This is a genomic window from Streptomyces sp. NPDC002868 (assembly GCF_055563295.1).
In genome coordinates, this window is record NZ_JBVHDR010000002.1 from 566,313 (window position 1) to 579,694 (window position 13,382).

A 13,382-nucleotide genomic window follows, 5' to 3' on the forward strand; every position below is an offset into this window, starting at 1 on the left:
GGTTCGTATCGTCGTCGGACGTGACGCGCAACCAACGACGCACTCTGCCTCGACCGCCCGCTCTGCCCGCCCTGCTCGGCTGGGGCACGATCCGCGGCCGTGTGGCCATCGTGCTCGCCGTCCCCACCTGTCTCCTGCTGGTCCTGACCGGCCTCGGTGTCGTCGACCGGGCGGCCGACTGGTCCGCGGCGCGCGAGACCGCCGGCCGGGTCGGGCTTGTCCTCAAGGCCCAGGACCTGGTGCGCGAGCTGCAGCGCGAACGTGGGCTCACCAATGGGCTGGTGGGCGGCGCCAAGGAGTACCGCGACGACGTCGACGTTCAGCGTGCCCGCACCGACACCGCCCGTACCGGATTCGACGCCCTGCTCGCGGCAGGCGGCGCGGGAGCGGACACCGCCGACGACTTGGGGGACGCGCTCTCGCCCGTCGCGGCGCTGGCCGCCGTGCGCCAGTCGGTTGACGACGGCACCGCTCAGCGCGCCCAGACTCTCGCCGCGTACACCGAGGCGATCGACGGACTGATCAGCGCCTCGGCCGCGGAACCCGCTCGTGGTGACCGCCCCCTTGCCGACGGGATGGGCGCCCTGCAGGCCCTCGCCCGGGCCACCGAGGCGGTCGCCCTGGAACGCGGCTCCCTCAACGGGGTCTTTGCCGCGGGGCGTTTCAAGGGGAGCGAGTTCCTCGACTTCACCGAGGTACGGGCGGACCGGCTGTCCTTCCTGCGTCAGTACTCCGAACTCGCCACCTCCGACCAGCAGTCCGCACTCGACGCCGCCTTCGCCACCAGCGACGCCCGGCGCGCCACCGGCTTCGAGAAGCGGGCGGAGGGCGGAGCCGATGGCAGCAAACTCGCTGTGGACCCCAGCCGCTGGTGGTCGTCGATGACCGTGCTCGTCGACCAACTGCACCGCGTTCAGGGACAGATCGGCGCCGATGTACAGGTTCGCGCGGACCGGATCGGGGACGACGCCACCGGTGAGCTAGGCGGTTTCATCGGTCTCGGTGTGCTGATCCTCGCGGTTGCCACCGCACTTGCCGTGCTCTCCGCCCGCTCGATCACCCGGCCGCTCGTCGCACTCGCCGACGAGGCCGACTCGGTGGCCCGTAGCGGACTGCCCGCCGCTGTCGCCCGTATACAGGAGGCCGAGGCGGGCGACGAACTCGTCCCTGAACTCTCCCGCCGGGTTCCTGACAGCGCTCGGGAGTTCACCCGGCTCGCCACCGCCCTGCACAATGTCGAGCACACTGCGATCGGCCTTGCGACCGAGCAGGCTGTACTCCGCCGCAACACCTCAGAGTCGCTCGCCAGCCTCGGCCGCCGCAATCAGGCACTGCTCTCGCGCCAGCTCGGCCTGATCACCGTCCTGGAGCGCCAGGAAATCGACCCGGACGCGCTTGGCGAGCTCTTCGAACTCGACCACCTGGCAACCCGTATGCGCCGCAATGCCGAGTCGCTGCTTGTACTCGCGGGCGAGGAGCTGCCGCCGCGGACCTGGTCCGGCCTGGTGACGGCGACCGAGGTGGTGCAGTCGGCGATCGCCGAGGTCGAGCAGTACCAGCGCGTCGTTGTGGCCGACGTACAGGACGGCCGGATCCGCGGCCGGGCCGTCGCCGAGCTCTCCCATCTGCTCGCCGAACTCATCGAGAACGCCCTGGTCTTCTCACCTCCCTCGCACCCGGTCGAGATCTACGGCTGGCGTGACGGCGGCGATTACTGCCTCGCGGTCGTCGATCGGGGTACCGGCATGACCACCGAGGAACTGGCCCGCTCCAACGCCCGGCTCGCGGGCCGGGAAACCTTCCTGATCGCCCCCACCCGCTTCCTCGGCCACTACGTCGTCGGGACCCTGGCGGCCCGGCTCGGCGCCCAGGTCGAACTGCGCCCCACGCAGGGGCAGGACGGGGCCGTGGGAGTCACGGCGTACATCGCCTTGCCGGCCACTCTCGTCGATGTGTCGGAGACGCAATCAGCGACGGCCGGCGGAACTCGGCAGGTGGCTATGTGACGGGGACGGGTCGGCAGCAGTAGCCCCGTGCCCCATTTCATGCCCTGGCATGCTCGGCGACCTCCGACACCCGTTGCTTTCCCCATACGCTGCCCAGCCAGCCGAGCAGAAAGGCGGCGGGCATCGACACGAGGACGACCGTCTGGAGCGGGAACCAGTCGAGGTGCCAGTCCGGGACGAGCGCCGAGGGGGAGCCGGAGAAGACCGGGCCTGAGATCTGCAGTCCGACGGCGCAGCCCAGGCCTCCGTACAGCGTCCAGAGCAGCCCGGCGCGGGTGTAGCCCCTCCAGAAAAGGGAGTACACCAGTGCCGGAAGCAGGCAGGAGGCCGCCACCGCCAGGGAGAGCGCAGACAGGAACAGGACGTTCCATCCCTGGACCCAGACCGCCAGTCCGATGCTCAGTACTCCCACCCCGGCGGACGCCAAGCGTGCGGCGGCCACCTCTCGGCCTTCGGTCGTGCGCCGCCGGCGCAGGACATGCGTGTACAGGTCGTGGGCGACTGCCGCCGCGGCTGCCAGGGTGATGCTCGCTACGACCGCGAGCGTGGTGAGGAACACCGCGGAGGAGACCAGTACGACGAGAAACGCACCGCCCGTGTTGGTGGACGAGCCGCCCGCCAGTTCGCCGGTGAGCATCAGCAGGGTGGTGTTGCCTCCCGGATCCGCGGCCATGATCGCCGGAGCGCCGACCAACGCGGCGGCCGCGAAGCCCATCAGAGCTGTGGTGAGGCAGAAAGCGCCGACGATGCCGATGGTGTGGCGCACCGTACGGCGCGCGGCGGTAGCGTCGGGAGCGGTGCCGAGTTGCATGGACACGTGTGGCAGGCACGCCACTCCCAGCACGATCGTGATCATCAGGCCGACGAAGTCGAGTGTGCTCTCGGGGTCGGTGCCGCCGGCGAACCGGAGGCCGGGGCTCATATAGCCGGCGGGACGGCCGCTGCCCTGTCCGGCGGCGTCGATCAGAAAGTCGCTGCTCCAGTCGAAGCGATGGAGCAGCACAGCTGTCACAGCCAGGGCCGCACCGAGCAGCACGACCGTTTTGATCACCTGAATCACGATGGTGCCGCGCATGCCGCCGAACACCGTGGCGCAGACGACCAGTGCGCCGATCATGATGACGGCCGTCTGTTCGGCGCCCGCACCGGACAGTCCCAGCAGCGCCGTGGTGGTCACTCCCGCGCCGGAGAGCTGCACGACCAGATAGGGGACGCAGGCGCACAGGGTCACGACGGCGGCCGCGATCCTTGCCGCGGGCCCTGGAGCCCGCAGGGCGAATATGTCGCCCAAGGTGTAGCCGGCGCGTTCGCGCAGGGGGCGGGCCAGCAGCAGGAGCACGCCGAGGGACAGCACGGTGCACAGGGCGATGAACAGCCCGTCGTAGCCGAAGACCGCGACGCTTCCCGTGGTGCCGAGCACCGTGGCCGCGGACAGGTAGACGCCGGACAGTACGAGGGCTCCCCGCAAGGGCGACACGCTGCGACCCGCTGTGTAGAAGTCGTTGACCCGGTCTCTCTCGGGGCCGCTGAGGACGCAGATGAACAAGATGGGGACGATGAACGTCAGAAAGCCCACGAGGACCAGGGCGCGCGTGTCTCTGTCCAGGGCGCCTGGCGCGGCGAGCAGGATCTCCGGATTCATCAGTAATCCAGCTCCTGCTCCTGCGGAACGCGGCGTCCGTCCGCACGGCGGTCGTACCGCGCCGCGGTCCACACCAGCAGGGAACCCTGGATGAGGAGGGCCAGCACACCGATGGTGGTTTCCCCCCAGATGCGGGTGGCCATGAAGTCGGCGGCGGAACAGGCGAGCAGCAGGTGGACCCCGAAGGTCAGTCCGTTGACCACGGCGAAGGACATGCCCGGGCGATACGGCCGTGGTCGATGATGAAGCATGGGGGCGTGCTGTTGGGCCATGGCTGTCTCCTGGCGGGCGCGGATGCGGGTGGGGCACCTTCGGGTGGGTCACCTCTGATGCGACGCTCACCAGAGCACCCGCGCCCCGGCCCGTCCATGCGCTGTGCGCGGGCCGTTGTCGGCTCCCAATGCCCTGCATGGGTGACTGTGCTGTTGCCCATTCAACCGTGCCCGCCGGCGGCCACCGACGGTCATCGGCTGCCGCGGAGCCGTGCGTCGTCAGGCAGTCAGTGGGCGATTGCGGTCGTCGGTGATGCCGAGTGCGGCGGCTGGTCCGAGCAGGCGGTGGGCGTCGAGCGCGAGGGTGAGTTGGACCAGATCGCGGGGGCGGGTCAGCTCAAGGCCGGTTATCTGCTCGAAGCGGCGCAGACGGTTGAGCACGGTGTTGCGATGGCACAGCATGTGCCGGGCGGCCTGGACGGCGGAGCCGCCGTTCTCGATCCAGATACCGACGGTGTCGAACAGCGTGTCCCGGTCGGCAGGTTCAAGGTCGTACATGGGCCGGAGCACCCCGTGGGCCAGCTCGGCGGACAGGTCGGGCCGCGAGATCAGGAGCCCTTCGGGCAGGCGGGAATCGAGCCGGGCGATCTCACCGTCGGCCCGGCACGTGCGAAGGGCGAGCCCGGCCATGTCACGCGCTCGGGCCAGGCTCTCCAGCCCCTGGACGACCGGGCTGATCCCGATACGGAACCCGGGACCGGCGTCCAGGCCGGAGGCGAGCGCGTCCAGGGGACGGTCGCCAAGGTGGGCGACGAGCACATCGCGGCGTCCGCAGGCGTGGCGCAGGATCCGGATGCCGCGAACCTCCGGAACGGTCTCCGGCGCGCGGCCGTACGGCGGTGTCGCCCCCACCACCGCCACCGCGAAACGCCCGTCGATCGGCAGATCGAGGATCGCCGCCGCGTCGCGGGTGAACTCGGGTTCGTTACGGGTCTCCAGCAGGGCGGCGAGGATCAGCCGGACGCGTTCACCGTGCTGGCTTGCGACGCCTTTGGCGACCTGCCGGTAGGCGTCGGCGACCATGACGGCGTCGCGGTCGTTGCTCTTCCACACCAGCTCGGCGACGTGTACCAACTGCCGCGTGTCGCCGAGTCCGTCCCGCTCCACCACGCTGATGATCCCGCTCCAGACTTCGGAGCCGGCGACACGGAAGGCATGCAGCACCTCGTCGAGGGGGCGGCCCTGTTCCGCGCGTCTCATGCCGAGGTCTCTGGTGTACCGCTCGACGTCCACGATTCTGCTGGGATCCACGCCGGCTTCCAGCCCGTGGCGGATGCCGATGCCTACGTTCCGCCGCACGTCGGGCGGCGCGAGCACCGGGTCGGCGTAGTACGGCACTTCGGCGCGGATCCTGTCCACCACGGTGTCGGTGAATTCCACGCCGTGCCCCAGAAGGCGCCGACAGGCACGGTCGAAGAGCTGGAGAGGAGAGGCGTCCGCGCCGCCGTCGGACAGCGGACCGCGGGGCAGGGCTATGTCGGGGCGGCGAGTGCGAACGCTGCCGGGGACGGAACTGGCGTGCATGGACCCTCCAGGTTGGACGGGGCGTGCGAGAAGAACACGCGAGTTGCCATGTCGTGAGCCGCGCGGAGCGCAGTGAAGTTCCTCCACCGGGTCAATGGCTGCCGCGCGGAAGCCGCGTGCGGAAGCCGAAACGGCACCCTCCCCGGAGGCCACCATGCTAAGCAGTCGCTTATCAAAGGGCGAGGTTTCAGCCAAACCGTGATGTTTCCGCCCAGTAGGCCTTGCGGACTGTGAGCTCTCACAAGCCGGACGCCTCCCGGCTGGGAGCGGACAGCGGCTCGCCGTACCTGTATGGACGCCCTGCTCGGGCCGTGTTCTCGTAGCGCCCAGCCCGGCCCGCTCGTTTGCACCTTTTGCGAGGAGACCCCCTATGAGCCCTCCACCGACGCAGTCGGGATCCCTTCGGATCACTGATCTCCACGTCACCTACGGAAGGTCCGTGCGGGCGCTGCACGGAGTGTCGCTCAGCGTCCCGCAAGGCGGGATCGTTGCCGTCCTCGGCTCCAACGGAGCGGGCAAGACCACGCTGCTGCGGGCGGTCTCCGGGACCCTCGCGCTCCATCGGGGCACGGTGGACAGCGGCACCGTGCACTTCGGCGAAACACGGCTGACCGGCGATCCCGCGCGGTCGGTGGCCGCCGGAGTGGTGCAGGTGCCCGAGGGCCGCAGGATCTTCGGCGCCCTGTCGGTGGAGGACAACCTGCGGGCCGGGTTCCTGGGGGCCCGCCGTCGCGGTGGCGCTGACCGGCAGGCGGCCCGCGACCGCGTCTTCGCGCTGTTCCCGCTGCTGGCCGAGCGGCGGCGGCAGGCCGCGGGGCTGCTGTCCGGGGGCGAGCAGCAGATGCTCGCGATGGGCCGCGCGCTCATGGCCGCCCCCCGGCTGCTGCTGCTCGACGAGCCCTCACTGGGACTGGCGCCCCTCATGGTTCAGCGCATCGCGTCGGTCATCCGCGAGATCAACGCCCAGGGAACGTCGATCCTGCTCGTCGAGCAGAACGCCTCCATGGGCCTGGCGCTGTCCGACCGTGCCTCGGTGCTGGACGTCGGCCAGGTGCGGCTGGAGGGGGCGTCGGCCGACCTCGCCGGCACGGACGAAGTGCGGCGCCTGTACCTGGGCGAGAGCATCGACGCCGGCACGGCGGGCCAGGATGCGGTGTCCGCCGCTACGCCCCCGACCGCCCTGTCCGCAACCGCACCAGGACTGACAGAGCTGGCCAGGTGGAACGGATGAGCATCGACGCCGCGGCCACGACGCGCGATCCCGCCTCGTCACCGGAACCGGACGCGGAGACAGAGCCGGTGCCGACGCTCACGGTCGACGCACTGACCGTCCGCTTCTCCGGCCTCGTCGCCCTCGACGCCGTCTCATTCACCGTCGCCCCCGGTACGATCCACGCCCTCATCGGGCCCAACGGCGCGGGGAAGTCGACCTGCTTCAACGTCGTGTCCGGGGTGTACCGCGCCACTGCAGGAGCCGTCCGGTACGCGGGCAAGGACCTCACCCGCCTGGCTCCGCACCGCATCGCCCGACTCGGAGTGGCCCGCACCTTCCAGAACATCGTGCTCACCCACGGAACCGTTGCCGACAACCTCATGCTCGGCCGCCACAGCCTGACCCGTGCGGGATTCACGGCGACCGCGTTGCGACTGCCCCAAGCGGTACGGGAGCAGCGCCGCCACCGGGAGCGCGCGGCCGAGATCGCGGACTTCCTCGGCCTGGGCCCCGCCTTCGACAAGCCGGTGGGTTCGCTCGCGTACGGCGACCGCAAGCGCGTCGAGATGGCGCGCGCGTTGTGCATGGAGCCCAAGCTGCTGCTGCTCGACGAACCCGTCGCCGGTATGCATCCCACCGAGCGGGTGGCCATGGCCGAAACCATCGCCAAGGTCCGTGACGCCCTGGGCATCTCGATCCTCATCGTCGAGCACGACATGGGCTTGATCATGCGGATCGCCGATTCCGTGACCGTTCTCGACTTCGGCCGGCTCATCGCCGACGGGACGCCCGAACGTGTCCAGCGCGACCCGGCGGTCATCAGCGCCTACCTCGGCGTCCCTGCAGAGGACGCCCAGGACGCCCAGGACGAAGGAACGCAACCATGATCAAGCTGGCCGAAACGATTCTGAACGGACTGGCGCTGGGTTCGGTGTACGCGCTGATAGCCCTGGGCTTCGTCGTGATCTTCAAGGCGTCAGGCGTCATGAACTTCGCCCACGGCTCCCTGCTCCTGTTCGGCGGCTATGTCACGGCACGGCTGCACGACACCATCGGCTTCCTGCCGGCTGTGCTCGTCGGCGCCGCGCTGGCAGCGGCGCTCGCGGGGCTGGTGCAACTGCTGGCCACCCGCGGTCTGCGCGGAGCGGAAATCCACACGCTGACGATCCTGACGATCGGTATCGACGTCCTGCTCAGCACCGAACTGAACAGGCGGGTGGGCGCCGATTTCCTCAACATGGGAGATCCCTGGGGTGCCGACGTGACGCAGCTCGGGGACATCACCGTCGCCGACTCCCGGATCGCGAGCATAGCGGTGGCGATCGTTGTCATCACCGTGTTCTTCGCGGCGTTCCGCTGGTCCCGCTGGGGCCTGTCCATGCGGTCGGCGGCCGCCGACCCGGAGGCCGCCTCCTTGATGGGCATACGGCTGGACCGCGTACGCCTCATCGCCTGGTGCGTCGCCGGAGCGCTGGCCGCTCTCGCGGCGGTGTTCCTCGCCGCCTTTCCCGCCGCGGGCCTGGACCGCACCACCAGCCAGATCGCCCTGAGCGCCTTCCCCGCCGCCATCCTCGGCGGTATGGACTCGGCCGCCGGCGCACTCGTCGGCAGTCTCGTGATCGGCCTGACCGCGGCGATGGCCGCCGGCTACCAGAACGAGTTGAGCGCCCTGGGCTCCGGAATCTCCGACGTGGCCCCCTACCTCGTGATGGTGCTCGTACTCCTGGTCCGCCCGACCGGTCTCTTCGGATCGAAGGAGCTGACCCGTGTCTGACACCCTGTCGCCCGACACCTCCCCTCCTGCCACCACGGGCGCTCCCCCCGACGACTCGGGCGGCGCCGCCGGACGCCGGTCCGGCACAGCTTCCAGGGCGGGCACCGTCGCCGTAGGCGTGCTGCTTCTGCTCGTCCTGCCCTTCTACGTCTCGTCGTTCTGGCTTCAGACAGGCCTGTTCGCCATGGCCGCCGTCATCGGCGCCATCGGACTGAACCTGCTGTCCGGGACCACCGGACAACTGTCCCTGGGCCACGCCTTCTTCCTCGCTGTAGGCGCGTACGGCTATGTGTGGCTGGCCGCGGACCCGTCCGGCACCGGCTCCGCCCACCTGTACGGGCTCGGGCTGCCGCCCCTGCTCGCCTTCGTTCTCGCCGTCGTCCTCGCCGGTGTCGCGGGAGGGCTGTTCAGCCCCATCTCCGGTCGCCTGCGCGGCATGTACCTGGGCATCGCCACCCTCGCCCTGGTCTTCCTCGGCCACCACATGATGCTCAACGCCCGTGACATCACAGGCGGGTTCAACGGCCGCTCCGTGCCGGCGCTGGAAATCTTCGGGTTCTCCTTCTCCGAGACCTCACCCGACGGGCTCGCTGTACTCGGCGTCCCCTTCGGCGGACTCGAACGCCTCTGGTACTTCGGCCTCGTACTGGTGGCCATGGCCTGGCTCGCCGCGCGCAATCTCGTGCGCGGACGTCCCGGCCGTGCCCTTGCGGCGGTACGCGACAGCGAAGTCGCCGCAGCCGTCATGGGAGTTCCCCTCTCCCGTTACCGCGCCTCGGCGTTCATCGTCTCCTCGATGTACGCGGGCGCCGCCGGCGCTCTGCTGGCTCTGGTGTTCAAGCGCGTCGTCCCCGACCACTTCGGTCTGCTGCTCTCCATCGACTACCTCGCGATGATCGTCATCGGCGGCCTGGGATCGGTCGGCGGCGCCGTCGCCGGAGCCGTCTTCGTCGCCCTGATACCGCATGTCCTCACCAAGTACGCCGACCACCTGCCGCTGCTCACCGCACCCGGTACCGCCGGATCCGGTGTGACCCCCGGCGACGCCGCGCGCTATCTCTACGGCGCCGCGATCGTCCTCGTCCTGGTCTTCGCACCGGGCGGCCTGGCCGGCCTGGCCCACAGACGGCCGCGCCGCACCGGCGACGGCACTCGCCGCAACTGGCGTTTCCCTCTCCGCACCCGCACCACCTCCGACCCTCAGGGCGTCGAAGGCGCCACCCCGAAGGAGCACACACCGTGAGACACCCCCGACTTGCCCCGGCTGCAGCCGTCCTTGCCGTACTCACCCTGAGCGCCACGGCCTGCAGCACCAAAAGCGGTACCGGCGCGGACACGGCCGGCAGCGACGGCGTCAAGGCCGGCCCCGGAGTGACGCAGAAGACCATCACCCTGGGCGCGCTGACCGACCTCACCGGACCGTACGCATCGCTCGGCAAGAGCATCGTCAACGCGCAGCAGCTGTACGTCGACCAGCTCAACGCCTCCGGCGGCGTCTGCGGCCGTACCGTCCGGATAACCGTCAAGGATCACGGCTACGACGTTCAGAAGGCCGTGTCCGCGTTCACCGAGACCGAGCCGAATGTGGCCGCCCTGTCCCAGGTGGTCGGTTCTCCCGTGGTGTCCTCGTTGCAGCAGGAGATCGAAGCCAAGCACCTGCTGACGCTTCCGATGGGATGGGCCTCCAGCCTGCTGGGCCACGAGTACGTCCAAGTGGTCGGATCCACCTATGACATCGACATGATCAACGGCGTCGACTTCGTCGTCCGCAAGGCCAAGCTGAAGCCCGGCGACAAGATCGGCCACGTCTACTTCGAGGGCGAGTACGGTGAGAACGCCCTGGCCGGAGCCAAGTACGCGGCGAAGCAGCACCGGCTGCGCATCGTCGAGCAGAAGATCAAGCCCACCGATCAGGATCTGACCGCACAGGTCACCGCCCTCAAGCAGGCCGGTGTCAAGGCGATCCTCATCAGCGCCGGCCCCAAGCAGTCGGCGGCCCTGGTCGGCACCGCGGCGGCGAAGGGATTCGCGGTCCCGGTACTCAGCAACGCACCCGGCTTCGCCCCGCAACTGCTCGCCACCCCGGTCGGCCCCGCCCTGGAGAAGCAGCTCTACCTGGTGAGCGCCGCCCCGGCGTTCAGCTCCGACACCCCGGCGATCCAGAAGCTCGCCAAGGACTACCGGGCGAAGTATCCGGGCCAGCTGCTCGACGCAGGGGTCGTCAGCGGCTGGAACACGATCAGCGTCCTCGGTGAGGACCTCAAGGCAGCCTGCAAGGCCAAGGACCTCACCCGGGAAGGCATCGCCGCGGCGCACCGCAAGCAGTCCGGGCTCAACGTTCTCGGAGTGTCGTTCGACTTCTCCGACCGCGCCAAGCCGTCCACCTACCAGTCCTTCATCCAGAAGCCCGCCAAGCAGGCGGCGGGCGGACTGGTGACCGTCGAGCCGGCCCGCGAAGCGCCCGCGGCACGGAGCTATCCACTGCCCAAGAGCTGACCCGTCACCCCGGTCCGCCGTGTGCGGCAGCGCTCTCACGCTGCCGCACACGGCCGCCGGCCGAGCCAGGCGAAACTGACCATTCCGAAGACGACTTCGCCGTAGCTTGGGGTGGCAGAGCGACCGCGAGTGACGGGGGCGAGGAGTCGTGCCGAACGGGCGTCCGGGACGGCCGGAGCAAGGCGGACCAGACGAGTTACCCGGACCGGGCGGTCCGGGTCGATCAGACGGACCGGGCGGTCCGGGTCGATCAGACGGACCAGGCGGTCCGGGTCGATCAGACGGACCAGGCGGTCCGGGTCGGTCAGGCCGCAACCACTTCGGCGGGTCGGCGAAGGAAGTCATCCAGGCCGACCACATCGGACGGCTGTACGTCGGCGGCGCCCCGCCCCCCGACCCCCTCGACCGCGCCGCCCGCGAGCTGCGCCGTATGGTCGCCGTCCAGTGGAAGGACGAGGCCGCGCACCAAGGGCTGTTCACCACCGCGCCGTTGACCGTCCGCTGGGTCCCGGGTCCGGCCGACCTCGCCGACCACCCCCAGAACGTCGGTGCCCGGCCGCAGTACGCCAGTGATGACGCGCCGGACACCCTCGCCCGCGCCTTCCGCGGCCTCCCCCACCGCCGGCTTGTCGTCCTCGGACCCGGCGGATCGGGCAAGACCACGCTCGCCGTACTACTGGTGCTCGCCCTGCTGCGGGACGGGCCGGAGAACGTGCTGGACGAAGACGAGCCCGTGCCGGTGCTGTTCTCGATGTCCGGGTGGAATCCGGAGGCTGAGCATCTGCGCGTGTGGCTGGCGCGGCGGCTGGAGGAGGACTACCCGCAGTTGGCCGCGCGCGACCCCCGACGCTCCCACGGCGCCCATGTCGCGCGCCGGCTGGTGGACTCCGGGCGCGTCCTGCCCGTACTCGACGGGCTCGACGAACTCCCCGCACCACACCGCGCACCGGCCCTGCGCGCGGTCAACCACGCGCTCGCCGCCGACCAGTCGCTGGTGGTGACCTGCCGTACGGCCGAGTACGAGTCGGCCGTACGCGACGGAGGCCATGTCCTCAGCGCGGCGGCCGTCGTCGAGGCGAGGCCGGTCGGACCCGGGGCGGCAGCAGCATACTTACGCGCCTCGGCGCCGCCGCAGCGGACCAGAGCCTGGGCCCCGGTGCTGCGGGAACTCGAAGCCGCAGGCGGGGTGCCGCGCGGACCGCTGTCACGCGCAATGGAGTCCGCATACACGGTGTGGCTGGCTCGTACGGTCTACGCCGACCCGAGCCGCGACCCCGCCGAGCTGTTGCGCTTCAGGACAGACTCGGCGATCCAGGCGCACCTGGCCGACGCGCTGATCCCCGCGGCGTACGCGCCGGGGCCGCGGGCACTCGCAGTCGACGGGGAGGGCCCGAGGACGCTGCCGCCGCGCTACTCACCACAGCAGGCCCGCCGCTGGCTGGCCTTCCTCGCGGCGCACGAGCGCAGGGAGAGGTGGCGGGAGGGCGGCGGACTGGCGTGGTGGCGGCTGCAGAACGCGCTGCCGCACCGGACCACGGTCCTGACCTTCGCCGCGATCGTTCTGGTGGAGAGCGTGGTGAGCGCAACGATCTACGCGGCGTGGGGTCGCGGGAAGGGCGGTACGGACGCGCTGAAGAGCGGTCTGTTCACGCTGTTCGTGATGAGCGTGTTCTGGGCGCATGCCAGCCGTGTGGTCCCCGCGCCCTGGCGGTTCGACACGCCACTGAGAACCTGGCTGACCATCCTGCGCAGGAAGCGCCTCGGCAGGCTGCTGCTTGCTTCGTGCGGGACGCTCGGCGCAGCCATGGCGCTGACATCCGTGGCGCCGTACGACGACAGCCCGTTCAGCTGGGGCGGCATCCTGTACGCGGTCAAGTTCTTGGCTCTGGCCGGGATCCTGTTCGTCATGAACCGCGTCGGCCGCGCGGCCGAGCCCGTCGACATATCACCCCAGGCCCCCAGCCCGACCGCCCTGCTCCGCACGGACCGCGGCCGCGCACTGCGCCGCGTACTGATCTGGACGTCCCTGGGCGTGCTCTACATGATCGTCGAGGTCAACCTCAAGGAGTGGAGCTGGTCGGGCCTGTCGGACGGGCTGTACGTACTGCTGTCCGCGTGCTGGATCGCGGTGCACTACGCCATCGCGCTGACAGCCTGGGGCCGCTGGCTGATCGCGCGCACGGTCCTCGCGGCCCGCGGCCGGCTCCCGTGGCGGCTGCTCGGCTTCCTGGAGGACGCACACGGGCGGGGGCTGCTGCGGCGGCGCGGCAGCGTGTACGAGTTCCGGCACGCGCGGCTGCAGGAGGTGCTGTGCCAGAGCAACTCGCGCCCCGTGGCGGCGAGATGGGACACCCCGAAGGGCTACGGCGCGCGGCTGCGGGAGGACGGACGCCCCTGGTGAGGCCCGGCCCGCCGATCCCCCGATCGGCCGGATGACGCCCCCGTTAGGGTTGCC

At 70.4% G+C, this 13,382-nt stretch carries 10 protein-coding genes; 7 read left to right on the forward strand and 3 right to left on the reverse strand.

All coding sequences use genetic code 11. The features are described from left to right. Positions 1-20 precede the first annotated feature (20 nt). The gene (locus tag ACZ3H8_RS08520; RefSeq protein WP_467399047.1) at positions 21-2,006 is read left to right on the forward strand and encodes a sensor histidine kinase; all 1,986 of its coding nucleotides are present in this window, start codon (positions 21-23) and stop codon (positions 2,004-2,006) included. A gap of 37 nt (positions 2,007-2,043) precedes the next feature. Here the strand turns inward: ACZ3H8_RS08520 and ACZ3H8_RS08525 are convergent, their stop codons facing one another. The 3 genes from ACZ3H8_RS08525 to ACZ3H8_RS08535 form a co-directional block, all read right to left on the reverse strand. Then, entirely contained in the window at positions 2,044-3,648 is a 1,605-nt protein-coding gene (locus ACZ3H8_RS08525) for a sodium/solute symporter (protein ID WP_467399049.1), read from the reverse strand. Continuing rightward, positions 3,648-3,863: a hypothetical protein gene (locus ACZ3H8_RS08530; RefSeq protein WP_467399052.1), complete on the reverse strand. Its 216-nt coding sequence runs from the start codon at positions 3,861-3,863 to the stop codon at positions 3,648-3,650. Before ACZ3H8_RS08530 ends, ACZ3H8_RS08525 begins: the two co-directional genes overlap by 1 nt. Positions 3,864-4,139: 276 nt before the next feature. Beyond that, the gene (locus ACZ3H8_RS08535) at positions 4,140-5,444 is read right to left on the reverse strand and encodes a PucR family transcriptional regulator (RefSeq protein ID WP_467399054.1); all 1,305 of its coding nucleotides are present in this window, start codon (positions 5,442-5,444) and stop codon (positions 4,140-4,142) included. A gap of 370 nt (positions 5,445-5,814) precedes the next feature. Between ACZ3H8_RS08535 and ACZ3H8_RS08540 the strand changes: the two genes are divergently transcribed. From ACZ3H8_RS08540 to ACZ3H8_RS08565, 6 genes are all read left to right on the forward strand, one after another. Further along, positions 5,815-6,675 carry an ABC transporter ATP-binding protein gene (locus ACZ3H8_RS08540; RefSeq protein WP_467399056.1) on the forward strand — a complete coding sequence of 287 codons (861 nt, stop codon included), beginning with the start codon at positions 5,815-5,817 and terminating at the stop codon, positions 6,673-6,675. After that, positions 6,672-7,544 carry an ABC transporter ATP-binding protein gene (locus ACZ3H8_RS08545; protein ID WP_467399059.1) on the forward strand — a complete coding sequence of 291 codons (873 nt, stop codon included), beginning with the start codon at positions 6,672-6,674 and terminating at the stop codon, positions 7,542-7,544. Before ACZ3H8_RS08540 ends, ACZ3H8_RS08545 begins: the two co-directional genes overlap by 4 nt. Beyond that, positions 7,541-8,431, forward strand: coding sequence for a branched-chain amino acid ABC transporter permease (locus tag ACZ3H8_RS08550; RefSeq protein ID WP_467399062.1), 891 nt, complete (start codon positions 7,541-7,543; stop codon positions 8,429-8,431). Before ACZ3H8_RS08545 ends, ACZ3H8_RS08550 begins: the two co-directional genes overlap by 4 nt. Further along, a complete protein-coding gene (locus ACZ3H8_RS08555; RefSeq protein WP_467399065.1) occupies positions 8,424-9,674 on the forward strand; it encodes a branched-chain amino acid ABC transporter permease in 1,251 nt (416 codons plus the stop codon). Before ACZ3H8_RS08550 ends, ACZ3H8_RS08555 begins: the two co-directional genes overlap by 8 nt. Next, positions 9,671-10,927, forward strand: coding sequence for an ABC transporter substrate-binding protein (locus ACZ3H8_RS08560; protein ID WP_467399068.1), 1,257 nt, complete (start codon positions 9,671-9,673; stop codon positions 10,925-10,927). Before ACZ3H8_RS08555 ends, ACZ3H8_RS08560 begins: the two co-directional genes overlap by 4 nt. A 430-nt stretch (positions 10,928-11,357) precedes the next feature. After that, complete coding sequence (locus ACZ3H8_RS08565) at positions 11,358-13,328, forward strand: NACHT domain-containing protein (protein WP_467399070.1); 1,971 nt, start codon at positions 11,358-11,360, stop codon at positions 13,326-13,328. Positions 13,329-13,382 lie beyond the last annotated feature (54 nt).

What these genes read in the sequence shown, in the direction of transcription:
- ACZ3H8_RS08525 (WP_467399049.1), bottom strand. Translation starts at nt 3,648, where the DNA reads ATGAATCCGGAGATCCTGCTCGCCGCGCCAGGCGCCCTGGACAGAGAC.
- ACZ3H8_RS08530 (WP_467399052.1), bottom strand. Translation starts at nt 3,863, where the DNA reads ATGTCCTTCGCCGTGGTCAACGGACTGACCTTCGGGGTCCACCTGCTG.
- ACZ3H8_RS08535 (WP_467399054.1), bottom strand. Translation starts at nt 5,444, where the DNA reads ATGCACGCCAGTTCCGTCCCCGGCAGCGTTCGCACTCGCCGCCCCGAC.
- ACZ3H8_RS08540 (WP_467399056.1), top strand. Translation starts at nt 5,815, where the DNA reads ATGAGCCCTCCACCGACGCAGTCGGGATCCCTTCGGATCACTGATCTC.
- ACZ3H8_RS08545 (WP_467399059.1), top strand. Translation starts at nt 6,672, where the DNA reads ATGAGCATCGACGCCGCGGCCACGACGCGCGATCCCGCCTCGTCACCG.
- ACZ3H8_RS08550 (WP_467399062.1), top strand. Translation starts at nt 7,541, where the DNA reads ATGATCAAGCTGGCCGAAACGATTCTGAACGGACTGGCGCTGGGTTCG.
- ACZ3H8_RS08565 (WP_467399070.1), top strand. Translation starts at nt 11,358, where the DNA reads ATGGTCGCCGTCCAGTGGAAGGACGAGGCCGCGCACCAAGGGCTGTTC.